The organism is Kitasatospora sp. NPDC057940, assembly GCF_042887425.1.
GTDB lineage: Bacteria > Actinomycetota > Actinomycetes > Streptomycetales > Streptomycetaceae > Kitasatospora.
Map to the genome: position 1 here is coordinate 34,957 of NZ_JBHVPH010000029.1, position 23,662 is coordinate 58,618.

Here is a 23,662-nt window from a genome sequence, read left to right on the forward strand (position 1 = left end):
CTCAGGGCAACAATTCGTCCACCGAGAGCGTGACCGCAGTCCCGGGCAGTGTGAACACCTGCCCGGGACCGTGGACGACCTGTCCCCGGTACGCGCCGTTCACGGGCTCGGTCAGTACCAGGACCCGCCGATCGACACGATCGACGATGACGTAGCCCGGCACCCCGGCCCTCGCGTAGACAGCGGGCTTCCTGGTGAGGTCGCTGCTCAACGCCGCCGAGGTCACCTCCAGGACAAGCCGAAAGCACTTCGGGTGGTAGCAGTTGTACGTGACGAGGTGATCGTGGATCGCCGCATCGACGATCGAGAGATCCGGCATCGCGAAATCGTCCGGTCCGGTGGGCAGCCGGATCGCAATCCGCTCGAAGACCTCGAAATCCCCGTCGTCCAGACCTGACCTGACGCATGCCCGCATCACGCGGGTCAGGACCCTGGCGTGGCCCACATCTGGAACGGGCTCGATGGAGACTTCCCCGCCGAGCACCTCCACGCGGTGCCCGGGAAACCGTTCGAAGAGGACTTCCGCCATGTCGAGCGCTCTGTTCAACACGAGCGGATCCTCCCGCCTTTTCGCCCGTGCCCGTCCGCTGCCGCCAGGCTGTTCACCCGAACGGGCGGTTTAGCCCCGGCTAGCCCTACCGCGCCCGCAGCTTCAGCGCCGGGCGGGCCTCCTCCGCCGCCTCGTCCTGCCCCGCCCACAGCGAGCGGACGTGGCTGAGGTGGCGGGTCATGCAGGCCTCGGCCGCCTCGGCGTCGCCGGCCAGCATGAGGTCGAGCAGTTCCAGGTGCTCCTCCGCCGAGGAGGTCAGCTCGCCGCGCTCGTCGAGCCGGTTGAGGCCGTACAGCCGCGAGCGCTTCCGCAGGTCGCTGACGACGTCGACCAGCCGGGCGTTGCCGGCCAGCCCCAGCAGGTCCAGGTGGAACTGCCGGTCGGCCTCCAGGTACCCGATGAGGTCGTGCTTGCGCGCGGCCGCGACGATCTCCTCGGCCTGCGGGCGCAGCCGCTCCAGCTGCTCCTTGGTCGCCGTGCGCGTCACCCGGCCGACGGTGGGGACCTCGATCAGGGCGCGGATCTCGGTGTAGTCGTCGAGGTCACGCTCGGTGAGCTCGGTGACCCGGAAGCCCTTGTTGCGGACGGCCTCGACGAGGCCTTCGCGGGCGAGGTCGAGCATGGCCTCGCGGACGGGGGTGGCGGAGACGCCGAAGTCGGCGGCGAGCGCGGGTGCGGAGTAGACGACGCCGGGGCGCAGTTCGCCGGAGATCAGGGCCGCCCGGAGCGCGTGGGCGACCTGGTCGCGAAGCCGCTCCTGTACGGAGATCAGGGTGCGGGGTTTGAGGTCGGCCATGGTGTTCCTCCGGGTGGGTGCAGAACACCAGCGTACAATGTCACGTTACGTTGAGTGCGCAACATTCCACGATTCGAACGGTCCCTCAGCACCCGAGGCCCCGGCCGAAACCCATGGTGGCAGCGGCCGCCGGCCGTGACAACGACCGACGGCGCACGACCTGTCGCCCGCCCGCCCATACGGAGCCGGCCCGGCGGGGGATCCCTTCCCGCCGGGCCGACTCCCGCTTCGCAGCCCCCGACACCCGCTTCACAGCCCCCGACACCCGCCAGGAGCAACGGACTTGGGAATCGAGATCGCCCTGTACGACGGCCGGCCGGACAAGGGCGGCCGGTCCGCCCCGACCCTGCTGCACCTCTCGGTCGACCACGGCCCGGCCCTCGCCGCCGCCCTGGCCGCGCACGCCCGGCCGGCCGACCACCGGCCCGGACGGCTCGGCCGGATCGACCCGTACGGCGACACCCGGTTCAACGAGCAGGACGCCGGCGCCGCCTTCGAGGAGGCCACCGTCCTGCTCGCCCGCTGCACCACCGAGGAAGAGCGGGCGGCCGTCCGCGACCTGCGCAACCTGCTCGCCCACTGCGCCGCCACCCCGGGCAGCTGGCTCCACTTCCTCGGGGACTGAAGGTCAGCCGGCCCCGGTGTTCCGGTACACCTCCGCCGCGACCGCCAGGTCCTCCCACGCCATGCCGACGCTCTTGAAGAACCGCGGCCGCCCATCCGGCACCAGCGCGTCGCCGCGCACCAGCTCGGCCAGGTTCCACACCTGCCGGCCGGCCACGCCCGCCATGATCAGGTCGCCGGCCTCGCGCGCCGCCACCGTCCGTGCCTCCACGTACAGTTCGGCCCGCCCGACCAGCACCTCGTCCACCTCCCGCGCGTCCGGCTCGTGCGAGCCGACGGCCGCGACGGCGGCGTGCGCGGGCACCAGGGCGCCGTCGAACAGCGGCGTGCGCGCGGTGGTGCAGCAGACCACCAGGTCCGCCTCGGCGACCGCCTCCGGCCCGCCGACCCCGGCCGCCAGTCCGAGCTCCCGCCCGTACGCGGCGAGGGCCCCGGCCCGTCCGGCGTCCCGCGCCACCACGGTGAGCCTGGTCAGCGGCCGGACGGCCAGCAGGGCGTCCAGGTGCCCGTACGCCTGCGGCCCGGAGCCGAACAGCACCAGGTGTGCGGCGTCCGGCGCGGCCAGCCGGCGCAGCGCGACGGCGGTGACGGCGGGTGTGCGCAGCGTGGTGAGCGCGGCGCCGTCGAGCAGGGCGAGCGGCTGCAGGGTGGGCCCGTCGAGCAGCAGGTAGCTGCCGGTGATCCGGGGCAGCCCCCGGCCGGGGTTGGCGGGCGCGACCCCGGCGATCTTCACCCCGGCGTACGGGCCGGCGGCGGCCGGCATCATCAGCAGCTCGCCGGCCGGGACGGGGACGGCCGAGCGGGCCGGTGCGGGCTCCGGGTCGAACCCGTCGAGCAGCACCTGCTCCAGCGCCGCCACCGCTGCCGCGGGCCCGACCCCGCCGACGCCCGGCACGGCGTACTGGAGCGGCTCAGCCGCCGTACCGGGCGGCACAAGAGGCGGCGCGGGAAGCGGCGCAGCAGGGTTCGCAGGCGGGTCCACAGGAGGCTTCGCCGGCGGGTTCACAGGAGGGTTCGCAGGCGCGGTCACAGCAGGAACCCCGCGCCCAGGTCGTCGTCCGGCTCCAGGACGAACGCGTGCTCGCCGGTACGGTGCGCGCTGCCGGTGACCTCGGTGACGACGCCGCCGTCCAGCGGGTCGCCGCCGGGCAGGACGCGGCCGGTGAAGACCGTCCCGATGACGGACTCGTGCCGCAGTTCCTCCCCCGGCGCGAGCCGGCCCTCGGCGGCGAGGACGGCGAGCCGGGCGGAGGTCCCGGAGCCGCAGGGCGAGCGGTCGATCTGCCCGTCCGCGAAGACGGTGACGTTCCGTTGGTTCAGCACACCGTCCTCCGAGACGAGTTCGTCGAACAGGATGACCCCGTACACCCCCGACAGCAGCGGGTCGCTCGGGTGCGCCACCGCCTCCGCGCCGGCCAGCAGCTCCCTGATCTCCCGCCCGGCGGCGGTGAGTTCGGACAGCTGCGCGGTCTCGACCGCGAGGCCGAGGGCGGCCGCCGGCACCGAGGCGTAGCAGGCGCCCGCGTGCGCCACCGCGACCTCCACGGTGCCCCGTGAAGTGGCCAACGGCAACTTCAGGGCGGCGACCCGGGTGGGCACGTTGCGGAAGGTGACGCCGGTGGTCCGCCCGCCGGCCCGGTGCACCAGCGCGGTGACCCGGCCGGACGGCACGTCGATCCGCACCCGGGCCACGCCGTCGGCGGGGGCCGCGACCAGCCCGGAGTCCACCGCCCAGGCGCCGAGCGCGATGGTGCCGTGCCCGCAGGCCGTCGAGTAGCCGTCCTTGTGCCAGAACAGCACCCCGAAGTGCGCCTCGTCGTCGTCCGGCGGCACCAGGAACCCGCCGTACATCCCGGCGTGGCCGCGCGGTTCGCGGCTGAGCAGCTGCCGGGCGTCGTCCAGCGCGCTCGGCCGGGGCGCGGTCGCGCTGCCGCCGGCGCCGAGCGCGATGGCCCGCCGCTCGGCGACGCTGTCGCCGGGGATCGCGGGCACTCCGTCCAGCACGATCCGGAACGGCTCACCGGCCGCGTGGTAGTCGACGGTGCGGACGAGCATCACGCGCCCCCGCCCGGCAGCAGGCTGACCGTGCGGCTGACGGTGTAGAAGTCCAGCGCCGCCTGGCCCTGTTCGCGCTCGCCGTGGGCGGCGCCCTTGGCGCCACCGAACGGCAGGTGGAAGTCGACGCCGCTGGACGGCGCGTTGACCCGGATCATGCCCGCGTCCAGCCGGTCGGCGGCGGCGAGCGCCACGTCCAGGCTGCGGCTGTGCACGGAGGTGGAGAGGCTGTGCGGGGTGTCGTTGGCGAGCGCGATCGCCTCGTCGAGGTCGGCGGCGGCGTGCAGCAGCGCGATCGGGCCGAAGAACTCCTCCCGGGCCAGCGGGTGTTCGGCCGGCACGTCGGTGAGCAGCGCCGGTTCGAGGTACCAGCCGTCCCGCTCGGGTGCCCGGCCGCCGGTGAGCAGGGTGGCACCGGCGGCGACGGCCGAGTCGACGGCGGCCGTCAGCCGGTCCCGGGCGGCGGCGTTGATGACCGGCCCGCAGACCGTGTCGTCGACCAGTTCCAGCGCCTTGACCAGGGCGTCGCGCAGCGGCTCGTACGCGGCGCCGACCGCGATCACCCGGCTGGTGGCGGTGCACTTCTGCCCCGCGTACCCGGCGATGGCGGCGGCGAGGTGGGCGGCGGCCTGCCCGAGGTCGGCGTCCGGCAGCACCAGCGCGGCGTTCAGCCCGCCGAGTTCGGCCTGCACCGGCACGCCGCGCTCGGTGGCGGCCCGCACCACGGCCCGGCCGACGCCGGTCGAGCCGGTGAAGGAGACCACGTCGACCGTGTCGACCAGCGCCGCGCCCTCCTCGGCGCCGCCCGGCAGCACGGTGAACACGTCCTCGGACAGCCCGGCCCCGGCGGCCAGTTCGGCCAGCCGCAGCGCGCAGGCGGTCGCCTCGGGCGCCGGCTTGAGCACCGCGGTGTTGCCGACCGCCAGCGCCGGCGCGGCCTTCCAGGTGGGGATCGCCAGCGGGAAGTTCCACGGTGCGATCAGCCCGGCGACGCCGTACGGGCGGCGCCGGGTGAGCAGCAGCCCGGGCCCGGCGGCGGTCTCGTGCACCGCCCCGGACGGCGCGAACGGCGCCTGCGCGTAGTAGCGCCAGATCGCCGCGGTGCGGGCGACCTCGCCGCGTGCCTCGGCGAGCGGCTTGCCGACCTCGCGCACGATCAGCCCGGCCAGTTCGTCCGCGTGCGCCTCGACCGCTTCGGCGAGCCGGCCGAGCGCCGCGGACCGGGCGCCCGCGCCGGCCGCGAGCCAGCCGGGCTGGGCGGCCCTGGCCCGGGCGACGGCGGCCCGGACGGCTTCGGCGCCGGGTTCCTCGACGGCGACGACGAGGTCCGCGGGGTCGGCGGGGTTGTACGAGGTGATGGTCACGACCAGCAGCCCTTCGAAGGTGGTTCAGCGGACGTCGGAGCGGGCCCCTCCCCCAGGGGCCGGCTCCTCTTTCAAACAGCCTCAGACAGCTCTACAACAGGAACCCGGCCGGGAACGGGTCACGCGGGTCGAGGAAGTACTGGGCGGTGCCGGTGACCCAGGCCCGCCCGGTGACGGTGGGCACCACGGCGGGCCGCCCGGCCACCTCGGTCTCCTCGACCAGGCGCCCGATGAAGGTCGTCCCGATGAAGGAGTCGTTGCGGAAGTCGCGCCCCAGCGGCAGTTCGCCGCGCGCGTGCAGCTGCGCCATCCGGGCCGAGGTGCCGGTGCCGCAGGGCGAGCGGTCGAACCAGCCGGGGTGGATGGCCATCGCGTGCCGGGAGTGCTCGGCGGTGGAGCCGGGGGCGAGCAGCTGGACGTGGTGGCAGCTGTGGATGGACGGGTCCTCCGGGTGCACCGGGCGGTCGGGGCTCGCGTTGATCGCGGCCATCAGGGCCAGCCCGGCCTCCAGGATGTCCTGCTTGCGCTCGCGCTCGAAGGGCAGCCCGAACTCGGCGAGCGGCAGGACGGCGTAGAAGTTGCCGCCGTACGCCAGGTCGTAGCCGATCGTGCCGTACCCGGGCACCTCGATCTTGGCGTCCAGCGCGGCCGAGTAGGACGGCACGTTGCGGATGGTGACGGCGGTGGCGGCGCCGTCCTCGACCCGCACCTCGGCGATCACCAGCCCGGCGGGCGTGTCCAGCCGCACCGTGGTGACCGGCTCGACCACCGGCACCATGCCGGTCTCGACCAGCACGGTGGCGACGCCGATGGTGCCGTGGCCGCACATCGGCAGCAGGCCGGAGACCTCGATGTAGAGCACGCCGAAGTCGGCGTCCGGCCGGGTCGGCGGCTGGAGGATGGCGCCGCTCATCGCGGCGTGGCCGCGCGGCTCGTACATCAGCAGGGTGCGGAAGTGGTCCAGGTGCTGCTGGAAGTGCACCCGGCGCTCGGCCATGGTGGCGCCGGGGATGACGCCGAAGCCGCCGGTGATGACCCGGGTCGGCATGCCCTCGGTGTGCGAGTCGACGGCGTGGAACACGTGACGGCTGCGCATGGCTCTGACGACTCCCGTCGGAGTGGGCGTACGGAGGTGGTGACCGTACGCGGGATCGGGTGGGTGGGGGCCGGGCCGGCTGCCCCCTCAGCCGGCCTGGCGAGGTCTCCCGGTTATGCCAGGCCCTCGGCCAGCGCCTTCTCGGTGGCCGCGCGGACGGCCGCCTCGATGTCCGGGGTCAGCGGCTGGCGCGGCGGGCGGACCGGGCCGCCGGTGCGCCCGGCGATGTCCATGGACAGCTTGATGGCCTGGACGAACTCGGTCTTGGAGTCCCAGCGCAGCAGCGAGTGCAGCGACTTGTACAGCGGCAGCGCGGTGTCCAGCTCGTGCGCCACGGCGGCCCGGTACAGCGCGACGCTGGCCTCCGGCAGGGCGTTGGGGTAGCCGGCGATCCAGCCGACCGCGCCGGCCAGCGCCAGCTCCAGCAGCACGTCGTCGGCGCCGATCAGCAGGTCCAGCCCGGGGGCCAGTTCGGCGATCTCGTAGGCCCGGCGGACGTCGCCGCTGAACTCCTTGACCGCGACGATCGAGCCCTCGCCGTGCAGTTGGGCGAGCAGCGCGGGGACGAGGTCGACCTTGGTGTCGATCGGGTTGTTGTACGCGACGACGGGCAGTCCGGCCTTGGCCACCTCGGCGTAGTGCGCCCGGACGGACGCGTGGTCGGCCCGGAAGGCGTTCGGCGGCAGCAGCAGCACGGAGCCGGCGCCGGCCTCGGCGGCCTGCTCGGCCCAGCGGCGGGACTCGGCGCTGCCGTAGGCGGCCACGCCGGGCATCACCCGGGAGCCGTCGCCGGCCGCCTCGACGGCCACCTCGACGACGCGGGCGCGCTCCTCGGCGGTGAGTGTCTGGTACTCGCCCAGCGAGCCGTTGGGGACGACGCCGTCACAGCCGGACTCGATCAGCCAGCGGACGTGCTCGGCGTACGCGTCGTAGTCGACGGAGAGGTCCGGGCGCAGCGGGATCGTGGTGGCGACCATGATGCCGCGCCAGGGCCGGGTGGTGTCGTGTGGGGTGTTGGACACGGTGAGCTCCTTGGTGAGGTGTGACATTTTATTAGAGGAGATGGGCCGGAGACAAGAGTCCCCGGCCCGCGTGTTCGACGGACCTCAGGCCGAGTCGCCGGCCTTGTCGGCCTTGTCGGCCTCGCGGGCGTCGCCGGACGGCCCGGACGGCCCGGCCGCCAGCTGCGACAGCGGCACCGGGCAGGCCAGCGGCCGCCGGTCCGGCCCCGGCTCACCCGAGCCGGCCAGGCAGGCCACGGCCGGACCGCACATCCGGCCCTGGCACCAGCCCATCCCGGCCCGGGTGAGCAGCTTGACGGTGCGCGGATCGCCCGCGCCCAGCTCGTCCACGGCCTCCCGGATCGCCGAGACCGGCACCTCCTCGCACCGGCAGACGTCGGTGTCCGGGCGCAGCCAGCCGGTCCAGCCGGGGCCGGGCCGGTGGGCCGCGGCCATCAGGTCGGCGAAGTTCCGCAGCCGGGCCCGGCGACGCAGCAGTACCGGCTTCGGCGCCCGGTCGGCCACGGCGTGCGCGGCCAGTTCGCCCTCCACGATCGCGAGGTCCGCGCCGCCGACGCCGTTGGTCTCCCCCGCCGACCAGAGGCCGGGCACGGTGGTGCGCAGCCGGGCGTCGACCTGGAGCCCGACCGCGCCGTCCGGGGCGGTCCTGGTGGCCGCGCCCAGTTCGGTGGCCAGGTCGATCTGCGGCAGCAGCCCGTGGCCCACGGCGACGGCGTCGCAGGCGATCCGGCGTTCGGTGCCGGGCACCGGCCGCCAGTCGGCGTCCAGCCGGGCCACCGTGACGGCGGTGACCCGCTCGGTCCCGTGCGCCTCGACGACGGCGCTGCGCGGGCGCAGCCGCACGCCGTGCCGCAGCAGCGTGCTCCCGTGCCCGGCGCCCTCGACGAGCTTGGCGGGGACGGCCGCCAGGGCGCCGGGGCGCCGGGCGTAGCCGAGGTAGTCGGTGGCCTCGACGACCGCGGGCACCTCGGCCCCGGCGGTGACCAGCGAGGACGCCGCCGCGAGCAGCAGCGGCCCGCTGCCGGCCACCACGATCCGCCGCCCGGGCAGCACCAGCCCGGCCTTGAGCATCGCCTGTGCGCCGCCCGCGGTGACCACCCCGGGCAGCGTCCAGCCGGGGAAGGGCAGCTGGCGCTCGTACGCGCCGGTGGCGAGCAGCACGGACGCGGCCGGGACGGTGGCCCGGCCGGTGGCCTCCGGTCCGCGCGTGACGTGCACGGCGAAGCCGTCGCCGGTCCGCTCCAGCGCCCACACCTGGTGGCCGCCGAGGAAGCGGACCCGCCCGGCCCGCTCGTGCGCGGCGAGCCGGTCGGCCAGTCCGGTGTAGACGGACCAGCCGTGGTGGAGCCGGTCCGGGCGGGCGGCGCCGAGGCCGGGCGCGGGGTGCCGGTAGTACTGCCCACCGGTGCTGCGGCCGGCGTCCAGCAGGACGCAGCGCAGCCCGAGGTCGGCGGCGGTCACGGCGGCCGCGAGCCCGGCCGGGCCGGCGCCGATCACCGCGAGGTCGGGGCGTCGGGCCGCTTCGGCGGCGGTCCGGTCAGACGGCGAGGTCGGCACGGCCGTTGCCCTCCTGGGTGGTGACGGTGGTGCCGGGTTCGGCGGGGAGCAGGCAGGTGCGCTGGTTGGGGCGGCCGTCGACGGTGGCCAGGCAGTCGAAGCAGGCGCCGATGCCGCAGAACACCCCGCGCGGCCGGCCGCCGACCCGGGTGGTGCGCCAGGCGAGCACGCCGTCGGCCCAGAGCGCGGCGGCGATCGACTGTCCGGGCAGGGCCGGGACGGGTCGGCCGTCGAACTCGATGTGGTGGGCGGGGCCGGGTTCGGCCCGGACCAGGTCGGCGGGGGTGCGGCGCATCGGCGGCTTCTCCGTTCCGGGGTTGGTCGACGAACGAGGGCGGTCGACACGGCGGGGGCGGTCGACGAACGAGCGTGGTCAGCAGGCAGGCAGACGGCGGTCGAGGAACCCGGGCTCAGGCCCCGGCGTCCGCCGCGAAGCGGTCCGGCCGGAACGGCGCGAGGTCCAGTTCCGGCTGCTTGCCGGTCAGTTGCTCGCTGATCAGCAGGCCGGTCGCCGGGGCCAGCCCGATGCCGGCGCCCTCGTGCCCGCAGGCGTGGTAGAGCCCGGGTGCCCTGGGGTCCTCGCCGATGGCCGGCAGGTGGTCCGGCAGGTACGGGCGGAAGCCCCGGTAGGTGCGCATCACGGTGACGTCCGCGAGCACCGGGAAGAGCGCCGCGGCCTGGGCGGCGAGCCGCCGCAGCACCTCCTGGGAGAGGGTGCGGTCGAAGCCGACCCGTTCGCGGCTGGCGCCGATCAGCACGGGCCCGCCGGGGGTGCCCTCGACCACGGCGGAGGTCTGCAGCCCGGCCGAGCCGCTGGCGACATCGGCGACGTAGTCGGCGGCGTAGACCTTGTGCCGGACGATCCGCGGCAGCGGCTCGGTGACCAGGACGAAGCCGCGGCGGGGCATCACCGGCAGGTGCACCCCGGCCAGCCCGGCCAGTTCGCCGCCCCAGGTGCCGGTCGCGTTGACGACGGCGGGGGCGTCGAGTCGGCGGCGGTCGGTCCGCACCCCGCGCACGGCGCCGTCCGGCCCCCGGTGCACGGCGGTCACCGTCTCCCCGGTGATCAGCTCGGCGCCCATCCGGCGGGCCTCGCGCAGCAGGTGGGCGGCGGCGAGGGCGGGCTGGACCTGGGCGTCCTGCGGGTAGTGGAAGCCGCCGGCGAGGCCGGGGGCGAGGTGCGGCTCCAGCTCGTGCAGCCGCTCGGCGGGGATCTCCTCGGCGGTGACGCCGGCGGCGGCCTGGCCGACGGCGAAGGCCCGCAGGGCGTCCTGCCCGGCCGGGGTGGAGGCGATCACCACGCCGCCCTTGGGCTCGTACTCGACGGCCGCGCCGAGGTGTTCGGCGAGGTCGCGCCAGAGCCGGGTGCTGAGCAGGGCGAGGTCGAGTTCGGGCCCGGGCTCCTTGTCGGAGACCAGCAGGTTGCCCTCGCCGGCACCGGTGGTGCCGCCGGCCACCGGCCCGCGGTCGACGACGGCGACGGCGAGCCCGGCGCGGGCCGCGTAGTAGGCGCAGGCGGCGCCGACCACGCCGGCGCCGACCACGACGACATCCAGGGGAGGTCTCTGGGTCTTGAGCACGTCAGTAATATGTCACATGCCATCCACCCTGCCAAGACCACCCGCCGAATCCCGAAACCGGGCCGGAGCAGCACAAAGGCCCCGGCCCACCGCGTCGGGCGGCGGGCCGGGGCCTCAGGGTGCGCTACCGGCTCAGGTGATGTCGTCGATCTGCTCGTGACGGGCGGCCGGCACCGGGGCGCCCGCCGTCGGCGCGGCCGAGGCCTCGACCATCTCCGTACCGGCCACCGGCTGCACCGAGAGGTCCAGCTCCGAGGCCTCCTCGTCGCTCAGTCCGGCGTCGGGGTTGCGGCGCTCCTTGCGCTTGTCGTTGTAGATCGCGATGCCCACCGCGAGGAAGTAGAACGCCCAGATCGGCGCGGCCAGCGTGAGCATGCTCACCGGATCGGCGCTCGGGGTGGCGAAGGCGGCGAAGACCGTGATGCCCATGACCATGCCGCGCCACCAGCCGAGCAGCCGCTTGCCGCTGACCATGCCGACCATGTTCATCATGACCAGCAGCAGCGGGAACTCGAAGGCCAGGCCGAAGACCAGCACCATCCGGGTGGCGATGTCGAGGTAGTCCTCGGGCGGCAGGATCGGCGTGGTCTTGTCCGGGGTGAACGAGATCAGCACGTCGACGGTGGTCGGCAGCACGAGGATGGCGCAGCCCACACCGGCCAGGAAGAGCGGCGCCCCGCACAGCATGAAGATGACGGCGTACTTCTTCTCGTGCCGGTGCAGACCGGGTGCCACGAAGGCCCAGACCTGGTAGAGCCAGATCGGCACGGTCGCGACCACACCGGCCGTCAGCGACACCTTGAGCATCCAGGTGAAACCGGCGGTCAGACCGATGTTGGAGACCTGGGCGCACTTGCCCTTGAACTGGTCGGCGGTCTCCGGTGTGCAGCGCGGCAGCGGCTCCAGCAGGAAGTTCTCGATCTGCCTGTGGTAGATCGCCGCCACGATGGTGATCACCACGATCGCCAGGACCGACTTGACCACGCGGTTGCGCAGTTCCCTCAGGTGGTCGGTGAGGGCCATCCGCCCCTCAGGATCCTTGGACGCCTTCGACGCCTTGGAGAGCTTGCTCAACCCCGGTCCTCAACTCGTGCGTCGAGGCCCGCCGGTCGACGGGCCTCCGTGGTCGCGTTCGTCACGTGCGCCGCGCTCAGTGCGGGCGGTCGCCGTCGGCCGCGGACGGCCCGGCGGCGGGCTCGGCCACCGGGCGGGCGGTGCCCGAGGCGCCCGGAGCCGCCTGGATGGTCCTGGCCGCGGTCGTCGCCGAACCGCCGTCGACCCGGGGCGCCGGGGGCGGCGTCGCGGCGGAATCCTCCTCGGCGCCGTCCGAGCGCATGGCCTTGGCCTCGCTCTTCAGGATCCGCATCGACTGCCCGAGCGAGCGAGCCAGGTCGGGCAGCCGCTTGGCGCCGAACAGCAGGACGGCGAAAATCACGACCACCACGATCGCGGTCATCGAGATGCGCATTGCGCGACCACCTTCACTCATGGCGACCCGTCGGGCCCCCCGCCGCGGATGGTAACCGCTGCGGATGACGCCACGACGACGGCCGCCCGAACAGGACAGCGGCCCCGGTGCGCAGTTCAGGAGCCATCTGCAGGAGCCATCTGAGAGCGTAACCCGCCCCGGCCTCCCCGCAGCAGCCCCCGTACCACCGACGGCCCTCCTGTGCTACCGAACGGGCACTACCGAACGGGCACCACCGGACCGGCACCACCGGACCGGCACTTCCGGACCGGCACTTCCGGACCGGCACTTCCGGACGGCCTCCCCGGCGGGCAGCACCGGAAGGGCGCCGCCGGACGGCCTACCGGCCCGGTACGGCCTCCGCCAGCTCCCCCGCCGCCTCGGCCAGCGCCCGCGAGGCCGCGTCCACGCCCTTGGCCAGCGCCCGCACGTCCAGCCAGAGCCGGATCGCGAGCACCCCGAGGACCAGCAGGCCCGCGGTGGCGAGCAGGACGGCGGCGACGAGCATCCAGGACATGCGCCCCACCCTATCGGGCCCGGCCCCCCGGCCCGGTCCGCAGGAGAGCGCCCGCTACCCCTCGGCCGGTACGAGCCGCATGGTGCGCACCCCGGCCCCCATGAGCGCCGCGACGATCTTCTCCCCGGCCGGCTTGCGCACCGCCGCCCCGCAGAGCGGGCAGCCGAAGCTGTAGTGCGCCTGGGCCGGGGTGCGACCGAGGGTCAGCCGGAACTCCTCCGCCGGGAGCTCGACCTTCTCCCGGCACTCGGAGCAGTACACCTTGAATCTGGTCCCGGGCTCCACCGATCAGACCCGCCCCTCCCCGTCGGCGACGGTCTGCTCCCCGTACGCGGCCAGCGCCTCCAGGGCGGCCGCGCGGGCCTGCCCGGCCAGCCCGGGCGGCGAGACGATCCGGCCGTCCCGGCCCAGCCGCAGCGCCAGCGGGCGCAGCTGGGAGGGGTCGGCGCTGCGCAGGGTGATCCGCAGCCCGCCGTCGGGCAGTTCCTCGGCCCGGTCGTGGGTGTAGTACTCGGCCACCCAGCGCCCGCCGGAGGAGACCTCGACGACCACCTCGGGGTCGTCCGCGGACGGGTTGACCAGCCCGCCGCTCAGGTCGCGCGGCTCGCGCCGCGGCGGGTCGGCGGGGACGTCCAGCACCCGGATCTCGGCGACCCGGTCCAGCCGGAACATCCGGTGGTCCTCGGAGGTGCGGCACCAGGCCTCGAGGTAGGTGTGGCCCTCGGTGAGCAGCCGGATCGGGTCGACCTCGCGCTCGGTCATCCCGCCGCGCCCGTGCGAGTAGTAGCGCAGCCACAGCCGGCGCCCCTCGCTGAGCGCGCGGTCGATGTCGGCGAACACGTGGCCCTCCGCCTCGAAGGTCACGCCGACCCGGGCGCTGCCGGCGGCGCTCTCGCCCGCCGCGTTCTCGATCTTGACGACGGCCCGGGTGAGCGCCTCCCGGTCGCCGGCCCGCAGGCCGGGCAACCCGGCCACCGCACGGGCGGCGACCAGCAGCGCGGTGGCCTCGTCGGCGGCGAGGCGCAGCGGCTGGGCCACGTCGTCGACGTTGTGCCACCAGATCCGCTCGCCGTCGGTGTCGATGTCGAGCAGGTCGCCGCCGCGGAAGCTGGTGCCGCACATCGGCAGCACGTTGAGGTCCCCGATCAGCTCGCGCTCGGAGATCCCGAACGCGCGGGCCACCTCGGCGACCTCGGCGCCGGGCCGCTCGCGCAGGTAGGTGACCAGCGACAGCATCCGCCGCGTCTGGTCGATCGCGTTGCTCACGCCTGAACCTCTCCGCTTCCGTTCACCACGTCCAGCCCGGCCACGGCCCGCAGCCGGTCGATCACGTCGGCCCGCAGCTCCTCGGGCCCGAGCACCAGCACGTCCGGCCCGAACTCGGCGAGGTCGGCGCCCAGCCCGTTGCCGTACGGGATCTCCAGCTCGTCCCAGCCGTCGTCCACCCGCGCGCTGCTCAGCGCCTTGGTGCGCAGCGGGAAGCCCGCTCCCCGGCGGACCCGGACGGTCGCGGTGGCGGTGGCGCCCTCACCCGCGAACTTGGCGACGGTCGCGCGGACGTCGACGTGCTCGGGCACGGTGCCGAGGAAGGCGCCGGTCCTGGCCCGGACCTTGCCGGTGATCCGGCTGAGCCGGAACACCCGGGCGTCACCGCGGTCGCGGTCCCACCCGGCCAGGTACCAGTGCCCGCGCCAGCACTCCAGCGCCCACGGCTCGACGGTGCGCAGCTCGCCGGCGGCGGCGCCGGCCTTGCGGTACTCGAAGCCGACCGGGCGGCGGTCCCGGGCGGCGGTGAGCAGCGGCTCGAACGCGGCCTCCCGGGCGGGGATGCGCGGCTCCAGGGCGGTCCGGCCCTCGGGCTCGGCGAACGGCACCCCGGCGGCGCGCAGCTTCTGCAGCGCGCCGCTGGCCGCGCCGGACATCTTGGCCTGCTGCCAGACCCGGGCGGCCAGGGTCAGCGCGGCCGCCTCCTCGGCGTCCAGCGCGATCTCGGGCAGCCGGTTGCGGTCGGCGCGGGCCAGGTAGCCGAGCTCGCCGTCCAGGGCGCTCTCGTCGACGTCGATCACCAGGCCGAGTTCGCGCAGGTCGTCCTTGTCCCGCTCGAACATCCGGTTGAAGGCGTCCTCGCTGCTGTTCTGCCAGGCCTCGCGGTACGCCTCGATGGATTCCCGCAGCTCCTTCTTGGAGAGCGGACGTCTGGTGTTCATCAGGCACAGGGCGAGATTCATCAGCCGCTCTGCCTTGGCGATCGCCATCGCTGACCCTTCCGGTGTGCCGCGCGTGCGCGGGGTGCGCGGGGTGCGCCCGCCGGGCGGTCGTCACCCGGCGGGACCGACCGTACCGGTAGCGGTACGCAGTGCAAAAGCCGCCTCCGGAGACGACCGTGGGCCGAACCCCGGTCGGGGTTCGGCCCACGCTCTGGAACGACTCAGACGCCGATCAGGTCGACCACGAAGATCAGGGTCGAGCCCGCCGGGATGAGCGGGGTCGGCGACTGGTTGCCGTAGGCCAGGTGCGACGGGATGGTCAGCTCGCGGCGGCCGCCGACCTTCATCCCGGCGACACCGCGGTCCCAGCCCTTGATGACGCGGCCGGCGCCCAGCGGGAACGAGAACGGGGCGGTGCCCCGGTTCCAGCTGGAGTCGAACTCCTCACCGGTCTCGAAGGTCACGCCGACGTAGCGGACCTTGACGACCTGGCCCGACTTGGCCTCCTCGCCGTCACCGACGACGATGTCGCGGATCTGCAGGTCCGCCGGGGCGTCGCCGATCGGGAAGTCGATCTCGGGCTTCTCGTTGAGGTTGACGCTCACAGTCCCTCTTCTCACGTTTCGCATTGCAGTCACGACCAAGCGGCGGGCGCCCGCACCCCGGTCCGTTCCCGGACCACGGTACGGGCGCCCACCGCCCGGGGTGGTCCGGCCACGCGGCCGGACCTGAAGGTCACACGCACACCATTGTCACCCGAAAGTGGATCAGCCCTGACCGGCGTCCAGGATGTCCACCACGAAGACCAGCGGTGCGCCGGGCGGGATGTCGCCCTGGCCCTTGTCGCCGTACGCCAGCGCGGCCGGGATCACCAGCTCCACCCGGCTGCCGACGGTCTGGCCCACCAGCCCCTGGTCCCAGCCCTGGATGACCTGGCCACCGCCGACCGGGAAGGAGAACGCCTGGCCCTTGCTGAGCGATGAGTCGAACATCTTGCCGTCCTTGAACAGCGCGCCGGTGTACTGGACGACGACCTTCTCGCCCTTCTCCACCGCCGGCCCGGTGCCCTTGATCAGGACGTGCGACTTCAGCTCGGTCGGGTCCTTCGCGCCGGCCACCGGGGTGATCTCGGCCGGCTTCTTGCCGTTGTCCTTGACCTGCGGGAAGTCCGCGGGCGGCGGCGTGACGGTGCCGCTCACCATGGAGTCGGGCGCGTTGGCGTTGCGGATGTCGATCACGAAGATCAGGTCGTCCTTCGCCCCGATCGACATGTCGGCCTTGCCCTGGGAGCCGAACGCGGCGGCCGGCGGGGCCACCACGAGGACCCGGCTGCCGGCCTTCTTCCCGACCACGGCCTGGTCCAGCGCCGGGATCAGCGCGTCGGTGCCGGCCTGGAAGATCTGCGGCTTGCCGTTGTTGTCGTACGAGCTCGGGATGTCCTTGCCGGTGGTCCAGTCCTTGGCGGTGTAGTCCACCGAGGTCCAGGAGTTCTTGTCCACCTTGGGGCCGGTGCCCTCGGTCAGCACCTTCACCACGAAGGAGCCGTCGGAGGCCTCGCCCGGCACCTGGATCTCGGCCTTCTTGCCGAAGTCACCGGTGACGGTGGGCAGCACCTTGGCGCTGTCCTTGATCGGCGGCACCGGGTCGGCGGTCGGCGTGGGCGGCGCGCTCTTGGCTGCGTCCGCCGGCTTGGCGGCGGTGTCCGACTTGCCGTCCTTGTTCACCAGGTACAGCGTCACGGCGCTGCCGGCCAGCAGCACGGCCAGCACCGTGCCGAGGATCACGCCCAGCCGGCCCACCCCGGGCGGGTTCTCGTCGTACCCGGCCTCCGAGGTGTCGCCCCGACGCACGGTGGAGGCGAAGATCTGCGGGGTGTCGTCCGTCTTGGTCCCGCCCGAGGCCCGCGGCTGCTCGCCGGGCTGCGCCCAGCCGGCCTGCTGCTTCAGGATCGACGGCGGGACGACGATCGACTCGCCGTCCCCCGGGAGCGGGCCGCCGGGACGCGAGGCGGCCGGGTCACCCGCAGAGCTGTCGTTCGCCGCGGTGCCGGCCCCGCCCGGGCTCGGCGTCTTCTCAGTCATGACTCCCCATCCATCTCGCCACGAGGTCTTCCAGGTCTGCGACCGGCGTGCTGACTGCCGGTCTGCCGTCGCACCGTCCGCCCCGGACCTCGACGCCGGGCGGCGCCTGCCACAGTGCGAGGGCAGTATGACAGCTCAGGATGAGGGCGGACGCTTCGTTGTACGAGCGTCCGCCCAAGCGTACGGAATCCCAGGGGGGACTTCCTAGAGCGTGTCCGCCCTAAACCGCTTCCCTAAGCCGCTTCCCTAAACGGCTTCCAGGACGTCGATCACGAAGACCAGCGTCGAGTTGGCCGGCACCGAGCCCTGCGCCTGGTCCTTGTAGCCGAGCGCGGGCGGCACCACGAGCAGGATCCGGCTGCCGACGGTCTGGCCGACCAGCGCCTTGTCCCAGCCCTCGATCACGCTGCCGGTGCCGATCTGCACCGCCTGCGCGCCCCCGTGCGTCCAGGATGCGTCGAACTGCTGGCCGTTGTTCCAGAGCACCCCGGTGTACTGCACCACCAGGGTTTGCCCGCTCTTGACCTGCTTGCCCTCGCCCTTGATCAGCACCGCCTGCTCCAGGTCGGTGGGCGCGGCCTGCCCGGCCGGCACGGTGATCGTCACCGGGGCCTTGCCGTTGTCCTTGACCTGCGGCATCGTCGCCGGCGGCGGGGTCATGGCGCCGGTCAGCGTGGAGTCCTGCGGCAGGCTCTCCATGATGTCCAGGACGAACACCACGGTGTCGCCCTTGCTGACGCCGAGCTGGGTGCTGCCCTGCTCGCCGAAGGCCGCCGCCGGCGGGGCGACCACCAGCAGCCGGCTGCCGACCTTCTTGCCGATCACGCTCTGGTCCAGCGCAGGCACGAGCTGCCCGCTGCCGGCCTGGTAGAGCTGAGGCTTCCCGTTCGGGTCGTACGAGCTGGGCAGGTCCTTGCCGGTGGTCCAGTCCTTCGCGGTGTAGTTGACCGTCACCCAGTCGCCCTTGTTGACCGTCGACCGCTCGCCCTCGGTGACGGTGTTCACCACGAACTGGCCGCCGGGCTGGCCCTCCGGGAGGGTGATGGTGGCCTTGCTGCCGAAACCGCCCCCCGAGAGCGTGGGCATCGGCGACGCCTCGCCGACCGGCGCGGGCACCGTCGGAGGCGCGCTCGCCGCGGACGGAGTCGCCGGGCCGGCCGCCTTGGGCGAACTGCTGCAGGCGACCGCCAGCAGCAGGGGCAGGGTGAGTAGCAAACCGGCGGTGCGGCGCACGGTGGTCCTAACTGTCGATCGAGGTCGGCTCTCCTGACTTCGACGGACAGCGTATGCCCGGACGGTGTCCGGCCCCGGTAGACACCACCGGGGCCGGACACCGCCTTGATCACAGATCTGGGATCCCCCGCGGGGCTCACATCCCGGCGATCAGCTTCTCCACCCGCTCGTCCACCGAGCGGAACGGGTCCTTGCAGAGCACCGTGCGCTGCGCCTGGTCGTTCAGCTTCAGGTGCACCCAGTCCACCGTGAAGTCCCGGCGCTGCTCCTGCGCCCGGCGGATGAAGTCCCCGCGCAGCCGGGCCCGGGTGGTCTGCGGCGGGATGGACTTGGCCTCGAAGGTCTTGAGGTCGGTGGTCACCCGCTTCGCCTGGCCCTTGCCCTGGAGCAGGTAGAACAGGCCGCGCCGGCGGTGGATGTCGTGGTACGCCAGGTCGATCTGGGCCACCCGCGGGTTGGACATGCTCATCTGGTGCTTCTCGCGGTAGCGCTCGATGAGCTTGTACTTCATGATCCAGTCGATCTCGGTGGCCACGTCGTCCAGGTTCTCGGTGCGGACGGCCTCCAGGGTCCGGCCCCACAGTTCGAGCACCTGGCCGATGGTGCCGGTGTTGATGCCCTTGCGGTCGGCGAACTCCAGCGCCTTGGTGTAGTACTCCTCCTGGATGTCCAGCGCGCTGGCCTCGCGCCCGTTGGCGAGCCGCACCTGGTGGGTGCCGGTGAGGTCGTGGCTGACCTCACGGATCGCCCGGATCGGGTTCTCCAGGGTGAGGTCGCGCATCACCACGCCGGCCTCGATCAGCCGCAGCACCAGGTCGGTGGCGCCGACCTTGAGCAGCGTCGTGGTCTCCGACATGTTGGAGTCGCCGACGATCACGTGCAGCCGGCGGTAGCGCTCGGCGTCCGCGTGCGGCTCGTCGCGGGTGTTGATGATCGGGCGGGAGCGGGTGGTGGCGGAGCTGACGCCCTCCCAGATGTGCTCGGCGCGCTGGCTGACGCAGTAGACCGCGCCGCGCGGGGTCTGCAGCACCTTGCCGGCGCCGCAGATCAGCTGGCGGGTCACCAGGAAGGGGATCAGCACGTCGGCCAGCCGGGAGAACTCGCCGTGCCGGGCCACCAGGTAGTTCTCGTGGCAGCCGTAGGAGTTGCCGGCCGAGTCGGTGTTGTTCTTGAACAGGTAGACGTCCCCCGCGATGCCCTCCTCGTGCAGCCGCCGCTCGGCGTCGACCAGGAGCCCTTCGAGGATCCGCTCGCCCGCCTTGTCGTGCGTCACCAGCTCGACCACGTCGTCGCACTCGGGGGTGGCGTACTCGGGGTGGGAGCCGACGTCGAGGTACAGCCGGGCGCCGTTGCGCAGGAAGACGTTGCTGCTGCGGCCCCAGGAGACGACCCGGCGGAACAGGTACCGCGCCACCTCGTCCGGCGACAGCCTGCGCTGCCCGCGGAACGTGCAGGTCACGCCGTACTCGTTCTCCAGCCCGAAAATCCGGCGGTCCATGAGCACTCCATTCTGTGTCGGAGCTGTCCGAAACCGCCTCCACGACGACTGGGCCGCCGCAGGGGCACCGGAGTCCCGTACGGCCTCCTTCCGGCCGCCGTACGGGACTCCGCAGGCACTGCTACTCCGGCGCGGTGTCCGCCGGGTTGTCCTCGTCGTCCGACTCGGCGGACTGGTCGCCGTCGAGCAGCCGGGCGAGCTGGTTGCCCAGGATGCGCTTGAACTTGCGCTGCTGGAACCGCTGGCGGTCGAGGACGGCCACCTCCAGCTGCTCCGGGGTGAGGGCGCGCGGGCTGCCGCCGTTGGGGTCGCGGGCGAGCGAGTCCACGGCGGCCCGGACCACCTCGGTGAGGCTCATCCCGGCCCGGTGGCGCTGGCCCAGGTAGTTGCCGATCGAGTCGGCGTTGCCGCCGACCACGACGTAGTTCTTCTCGTCGACGATCGAGCCGTCCGGGGTGAGGCGGTAGATCTGGTCCTCGTCCGCGGTGCGGCCGACCTCGGCCACGATCAGCTCGACCTCGTAGGGCTTCTCGCCGACCGAGGAGAAGATGGTGCCGAGCGTCTGGGCGTAGACGTTGGCCAGGCCCCGGGCGGTGACGTCGGCCCGGTCGTAGGAGTAGCCGCGCAGGTCGGCGTAGCGGACGCCGCCGATGCGCAGGTTCTCGAACTCGTTGTAGCGGCCGACCGCCGCGAAGGCGATCTTGTCGTAGATCTCGGAGACCTTGTGAAGCGCCCTGGAGGTGTTCTCCGCGACGAAGACGATGCCGTCGGCGTAGGTGAGCACGACCACGCTGCGGCCGCGCGCGATGCCCTTGCGGGCGTACTCCGCGCGGTCCGCCATGGCCTGCTGGGGCGAGACGTAGAACGGTGTCGACACCGGCGGTCGTCCCTTTCCTGAGAGGTGATGGCTAGAGCAGCGGGGCCTGCGGGCCGTTGGGGTGCGAGCGGCGCTCGTCGGTGATCGCGACCGCGATCTCGGTGACCTCCGCGTCGGTGAGCCGGCGGAAGCCGTCCTCGGTGATCAGCGAGACGATCGGGAAGATCTTGCGGGCGAGGTCGGGGCCGCCGGTGGCCGAGTCGTCGTCGGCCGCGTCGTACAGCGCCTGGACCACCAGCGTGGCGGCCTGGTCGGCCGTCAGGCCGTCGCGGTAGAGCTTCTTCATCGAGCCGCGGGCGAAGACCGAGCCCGAGCCGGTGGCGGCGAAGCCGCGCTCCTCGGAACGCCCGCCGGTGACGTCGTAGTTGAAGATCCGGCCGCGGCCGAGGTCCAGGTCGTAGCCGGCGAACAGCGGGACGACCGCCAGGCCCTGCATCGCCATGCCCAGGTTGCCCCGGATCATGGCGGTGAGCCGGTTCGCCTTGCCCTCCAGCGAGAGCACCGCGCCCTCGATCTTCTCGTAGTGCTCCAGCTCCAGTTGGAACAGCCGGACCATCTCGATGGCGAGGCCGGCGGTCCCGGCGATGCCGACCGCGCTGTACTCGTCGGCCGGGAACACCTTCTCCATGTCGCGCTGGGCGATCACGTTGCCCATCGTCGCCCGGCGGTCACCGGCGATCACCACGCCGCCGTCGAACACCGCGGCCACGATGGTGGTCCCGTGCGGGGCGTCGACCACGGTCCCCGCGGGGAGCCCGCGGTGGCCGGGGATCAGCTCCGGCCGGTGCTCGGCGAGGAAGTCCACGAACGAGGAGGACCCCGGGGTCAGGAAGGCAGCCGGTAGACGCCCGGTGCCACGAGTGTTGGCTTCCACACGATTCCTTCCAGGTAGCTTGAAGCTCGCGTTGCCCGCACCCTACCCGCCCGGCGATCACTGTCCACGCGCGCAGGGGGCCGGTGCCGGACGGTCGGGCGGCCCTCGCCGCCCGACCGCCCTCGACGGGCACGACCGTGAATTCCCGAATACCGGGGACGGGCTATTGCCCGCCCTTCTGCACGAATCCGCGGACGAAATCTTCCGCATTCGACTCGAGGACCTCATCGATTTCGTCCAGCACCGCGTCGACGTCGTCGCTCAGCTTTTCCTGGCGTTCCTTGAGGTCGTCGGAATTCTGGGTTTCCGCGGCCTGCTCCTCGACCTCCTCGGAGGAGCGGTTCGCCCGCTGCTGGCCGCCGCCGGTGTCCTTGCTCGCCATTTCCCTCACCCCGCTCGATTCTTCTGGCACGGTTTGGTCGTTGCTTGCTGCACCGACCCTATACACAAGGTGCGACTGCCGCTCCCGGTTTGCCGGTGGCGCTTCCTGTCCAACACCCGCTGCCACCCCGGATGATTCCCATTCGGCGGACGTTCACCCATGGTGATCGAAAAGTTACCCGCCGGAGAGGACCCGCAGCAGGTCCTCCGCGGTGCGACAGCGGTCCAGCAGCTCCTTGACGTGGTTGCGGGTGCCCCGCAGCGGCTCCAGCGTGGGCACCCGCTGCAACGAGTCCCGGCCCGGCAGGTCGAAGATCACCGAGTCCCAGGAGGCCGCGGCGACGTGGTCCGCGTACTGCTCCAGGCAGCGCCCGCGGAAATACGCCCGGGTGTCCTCCGGGGGCTTGGAGACGGCCCGCTCGACCTCCGCCTCGGTCACCAGCCGCTCGAACCGGCCGCGGGCCACCAGACGGTTGTAGAGGCCCTTGTCGGGCCGTACGTCGCTGTACTGGAGGTCGACCAGGTGCAGCCGCGGGTTCTCCCACCCCAGGGCGTCCCGGCTGCGGTAGCCCTCCAGGATCTCCCGCTTGGCGATCCAGTCCAGTTGCCTGGAGAGCGACATCGGATCGCGCTCCAGCCGCCCGAGGACGTCCTCCCAGCGGGCCAGCACGTCCAGTGTCTGCTCGTCCGCGTCGGTGCCGAAGCGGTCCTCGACGTACTTGCGGGCCAGTTCGAAGTACTCCAGCTGGAGCTGGACGGCGGTGAGTTTGCGCCCGTTGCGCAGGGTGATCAGGTGCTTGAGCGTGGGGTCGTGGGAGACCCGGTGCAGGGTGCGCACCGGCTGGTCGACGGCGAGGTCGGAGGCGATGAAGGAGTCCTCGATCATCGACAGGACCAGTGAGGTGGTGCCCAGCTTGAGGTAGGTGGAGATCTCGGAGAGGTTGGCGTCCCCGATGATCACGTGCAGCCGGCGGTACTTCTCCGCGTCGGCGTGCGGTTCGTCCCGGGTGTTGATGATCGGGCGCTTGAGCGTGGTCTCCAGGCCGACCTCGACCTCGAAGTAGTCGGCCCGCTGGCTGATCTGGAAGCCGTGCGTCGAGCCGTCCTGGCCGATGCCGACCCGGCCGGCGCCGGTGACCACCTGGCGGGAGACGAAGAACGGGGTGAGGTGGCGGACGATGTCGGCGAACGGCGTCGCCCGCTTCATCAGGTAGTTCTCGTGGGTGCCGTAGGAGGCGCCCTTGTTGTCGGTGTTGTTCTTGTACAGGTGGATGTTCTGCCCGTTGGGCAGTTCCAGCGCGCGCTGCGCGGCGGCGGCCATGATCCGCTCGCCGGCCTTGTCCCAGAGCACGGCGTCGCGCGGGTTGGTGACCTCGGGCGAGCTGTACTCGGGGTGCGCGTGGTCCACGTAGAACCGGGCCCCGTTGGTGAGGATGACGTTGGCCAGGCCGATGTCCTCGTCGGTCAGCTGGCTGGCGTCCGCCACCTCGCGCGCCAGGTCGAAGCCCCGGGCGTCACGCAGCGGGTTCTCCTCCTCGAAGTCCCAGCGGGCCCGCCGCGCCCGGTGCATCGCCGCCGCGTACGCGTTGACGATCTGGGACGAGGTGAGCATGGCGTTGGCGTTGGGGTGCCCGGGCACGGAGATCCCGTACTCGGTCTCGATGCCCATCACGCGCCGTACGGTCATGCGGCCCTCCTTGCCCGGTGCGCCGCCCCCCACGGGCGGAGCACGCCGACGTACCGCTGAACAACACCGGCGCCGGCGTTCTGCCCGCGATCGGTGGGTCGAGCCTAGAACCCGGCGCCGACGGGCGGACCCCGAGACGCGCCGTCCGGCTGCGGGGCCGCGAGGCGCCACAGCCGGACGGGGTGCGTGCTGTTC

25 protein-coding genes and 1 pseudogene are annotated in these 23,662 nt (G+C 73.1%); 1 reads left to right on the forward strand and 25 read right to left on the reverse strand.

The window, feature by feature from the left end:
• Position 1: 1 nt before the first annotated feature.
• Together ACFVTF_RS31660 and ACFVTF_RS31665 are read right to left on the reverse strand one after the other, a co-directional pair.
• Entirely contained in the window at positions 2-547 is a 546-nt protein-coding gene (locus ACFVTF_RS31660) for a Uma2 family endonuclease (RefSeq protein ID WP_387817660.1), read from the reverse strand.
• 88 nt (positions 548-635) lie between these two features.
• Positions 636-1,346 carry a GntR family transcriptional regulator gene (locus ACFVTF_RS31665; RefSeq protein WP_063346897.1) on the reverse strand — a complete coding sequence of 237 codons (711 nt, stop codon included), beginning with the start codon at positions 1,344-1,346 and terminating at the stop codon, positions 636-638.
• A 283-nt stretch (positions 1,347-1,629) separates the two neighbouring features.
• Here ACFVTF_RS31665 and ACFVTF_RS31670 point away from each other — a divergent pair, with 283 nt between their 5' ends.
• Positions 1,630-1,971, forward strand: coding sequence for a hypothetical protein (locus ACFVTF_RS31670; RefSeq protein WP_387817662.1), 342 nt, complete (start codon positions 1,630-1,632; stop codon positions 1,969-1,971).
• Between the two features lie 3 nt (positions 1,972-1,974).
• Here the strand turns inward: ACFVTF_RS31670 and ACFVTF_RS31675 are convergent, their stop codons facing one another.
• The 23 genes and pseudogenes from ACFVTF_RS31675 to dop all read right to left on the reverse strand — a co-directional run bounded on the left by ACFVTF_RS31675 (position 1,975) and on the right by dop (position 23,467).
• Positions 1,975-2,904 (reverse strand): ornithine cyclodeaminase family protein, encoded by a 930-nt coding sequence (locus ACFVTF_RS31675; RefSeq protein WP_387817663.1) that lies wholly within the window; start codon positions 2,902-2,904, stop codon positions 1,975-1,977.
• Between the two features lie 92 nt (positions 2,905-2,996).
• Complete coding sequence (locus ACFVTF_RS31680) at positions 2,997-4,025, reverse strand: proline racemase family protein (RefSeq protein ID WP_371516299.1); 1,029 nt, start codon at positions 4,023-4,025, stop codon at positions 2,997-2,999.
• Positions 4,025-5,395 (reverse strand): aldehyde dehydrogenase family protein, encoded by a 1,371-nt coding sequence (locus ACFVTF_RS31685; RefSeq protein ID WP_387817689.1) that lies wholly within the window; start codon positions 5,393-5,395, stop codon positions 4,025-4,027. Before ACFVTF_RS31685 ends, ACFVTF_RS31680 begins: the two co-directional genes overlap by 1 nt.
• Before the next feature lie 85 nt (positions 5,396-5,480).
• On the reverse strand, positions 5,481-6,485 hold the full coding sequence (locus tag ACFVTF_RS31690; RefSeq protein ID WP_371516300.1) for a proline racemase family protein: 1,005 nt from the start codon (positions 6,483-6,485) through the stop codon (positions 5,481-5,483).
• Between the two features lie 113 nt (positions 6,486-6,598).
• Entirely contained in the window at positions 6,599-7,534 is a 936-nt protein-coding gene (locus ACFVTF_RS31695; protein WP_387817664.1) for a dihydrodipicolinate synthase family protein, read from the reverse strand.
• A gap of 57 nt (positions 7,535-7,591) precedes the next feature.
• A complete protein-coding gene (locus ACFVTF_RS31700) occupies positions 7,592-9,064 on the reverse strand; it encodes an NAD(P)/FAD-dependent oxidoreductase (protein ID WP_387817665.1) in 1,473 nt (490 codons plus the stop codon).
• The gene (locus tag ACFVTF_RS31705; RefSeq protein WP_063346903.1) at positions 9,045-9,359 is read right to left on the reverse strand and encodes a (2Fe-2S)-binding protein; all 315 of its coding nucleotides are present in this window, start codon (positions 9,357-9,359) and stop codon (positions 9,045-9,047) included. Before ACFVTF_RS31705 ends, ACFVTF_RS31700 begins: the two co-directional genes overlap by 20 nt.
• Before the next feature lie 115 nt (positions 9,360-9,474).
• On the reverse strand, positions 9,475-10,644 hold the full coding sequence (locus ACFVTF_RS31710; RefSeq protein ID WP_387817666.1) for an NAD(P)/FAD-dependent oxidoreductase: 1,170 nt from the start codon (positions 10,642-10,644) through the stop codon (positions 9,475-9,477).
• A gap of 132 nt (positions 10,645-10,776) precedes the next feature.
• Entirely contained in the window at positions 10,777-11,667 is an 891-nt protein-coding gene (tatC, locus tag ACFVTF_RS31715; RefSeq protein ID WP_387817690.1) for a twin-arginine translocase subunit TatC, read from the reverse strand.
• Between the two features lie 127 nt (positions 11,668-11,794).
• On the reverse strand, positions 11,795-12,112 hold the full coding sequence (gene tatA, locus ACFVTF_RS31720) for a Sec-independent protein translocase subunit TatA (protein ID WP_371516304.1): 318 nt from the start codon (positions 12,110-12,112) through the stop codon (positions 11,795-11,797).
• A 340-nt stretch (positions 12,113-12,452) separates the two neighbouring features.
• Positions 12,453-12,629 carry a hypothetical protein gene (locus ACFVTF_RS31725; RefSeq protein ID WP_159398379.1) on the reverse strand — a complete coding sequence of 59 codons (177 nt, stop codon included), beginning with the start codon at positions 12,627-12,629 and terminating at the stop codon, positions 12,453-12,455.
• A 54-nt stretch (positions 12,630-12,683) separates the two neighbouring features.
• The gene (locus ACFVTF_RS31730; RefSeq protein ID WP_371516305.1) at positions 12,684-12,914 is read right to left on the reverse strand and encodes a hypothetical protein; all 231 of its coding nucleotides are present in this window, start codon (positions 12,912-12,914) and stop codon (positions 12,684-12,686) included.
• 3 nt (positions 12,915-12,917) lie between these two features.
• Complete coding sequence (locus ACFVTF_RS31735; RefSeq protein ID WP_350878052.1) at positions 12,918-13,865, reverse strand: WYL domain-containing protein; 948 nt, start codon at positions 13,863-13,865, stop codon at positions 12,918-12,920.
• 26 nt (positions 13,866-13,891) lie between these two features.
• Positions 13,892-14,884 (reverse strand): helix-turn-helix transcriptional regulator, encoded by a 993-nt coding sequence (locus tag ACFVTF_RS31740; protein ID WP_371516306.1) that lies wholly within the window; start codon positions 14,882-14,884, stop codon positions 13,892-13,894.
• A 173-nt stretch (positions 14,885-15,057) separates the two neighbouring features.
• Complete coding sequence (locus tag ACFVTF_RS31745; RefSeq protein WP_350877985.1) at positions 15,058-15,441, reverse strand: FKBP-type peptidyl-prolyl cis-trans isomerase; 384 nt, start codon at positions 15,439-15,441, stop codon at positions 15,058-15,060.
• Positions 15,442-15,603: 162 nt separating this feature from the next.
• Positions 15,604-16,917 carry an FKBP-type peptidyl-prolyl cis-trans isomerase gene (locus ACFVTF_RS31750; RefSeq protein WP_387817667.1) on the reverse strand — a complete coding sequence of 438 codons (1,314 nt, stop codon included), beginning with the start codon at positions 16,915-16,917 and terminating at the stop codon, positions 15,604-15,606.
• A 246-nt stretch (positions 16,918-17,163) separates the two neighbouring features.
• Entirely contained in the window at positions 17,164-18,150 is a 987-nt protein-coding gene (locus ACFVTF_RS31755; RefSeq protein WP_371516309.1) for an FKBP-type peptidyl-prolyl cis-trans isomerase, read from the reverse strand.
• 136 nt (positions 18,151-18,286) lie between these two features.
• On the reverse strand, positions 18,287-19,648 hold the full coding sequence (pafA, locus tag ACFVTF_RS31760; protein ID WP_371516310.1) for a Pup--protein ligase: 1,362 nt from the start codon (positions 19,646-19,648) through the stop codon (positions 18,287-18,289).
• Between the two features lie 121 nt (positions 19,649-19,769).
• A complete protein-coding gene (gene prcA, locus ACFVTF_RS31765; RefSeq protein ID WP_350877989.1) occupies positions 19,770-20,525 on the reverse strand; it encodes a proteasome subunit alpha in 756 nt (251 codons plus the stop codon).
• 31 nt (positions 20,526-20,556) lie between these two features.
• Positions 20,557-21,399, reverse strand: a complete 843-nt coding sequence (gene prcB / locus ACFVTF_RS31770; RefSeq protein ID WP_371516311.1) for a proteasome subunit beta — start codon at positions 21,397-21,399, stop codon at positions 20,557-20,559.
• Positions 21,351-21,479, reverse strand: a pseudogene (locus ACFVTF_RS31775) (recombination endonuclease VII); the annotation flags it as partial. The pseudogene ACFVTF_RS31775 and the gene prcB, both read right to left, overlap by 49 nt.
• 83 nt (positions 21,480-21,562) lie before the next feature.
• Entirely contained in the window at positions 21,563-21,781 is a 219-nt protein-coding gene (locus ACFVTF_RS31780) for a ubiquitin-like protein Pup (RefSeq protein WP_031069167.1), read from the reverse strand.
• A gap of 174 nt (positions 21,782-21,955) precedes the next feature.
• Positions 21,956-23,467 carry a depupylase/deamidase Dop gene (gene dop, locus ACFVTF_RS31785; RefSeq protein WP_208869055.1) on the reverse strand — a complete coding sequence of 504 codons (1,512 nt, stop codon included), beginning with the start codon at positions 23,465-23,467 and terminating at the stop codon, positions 21,956-21,958.
• Positions 23,468-23,662 lie beyond the last annotated feature (195 nt).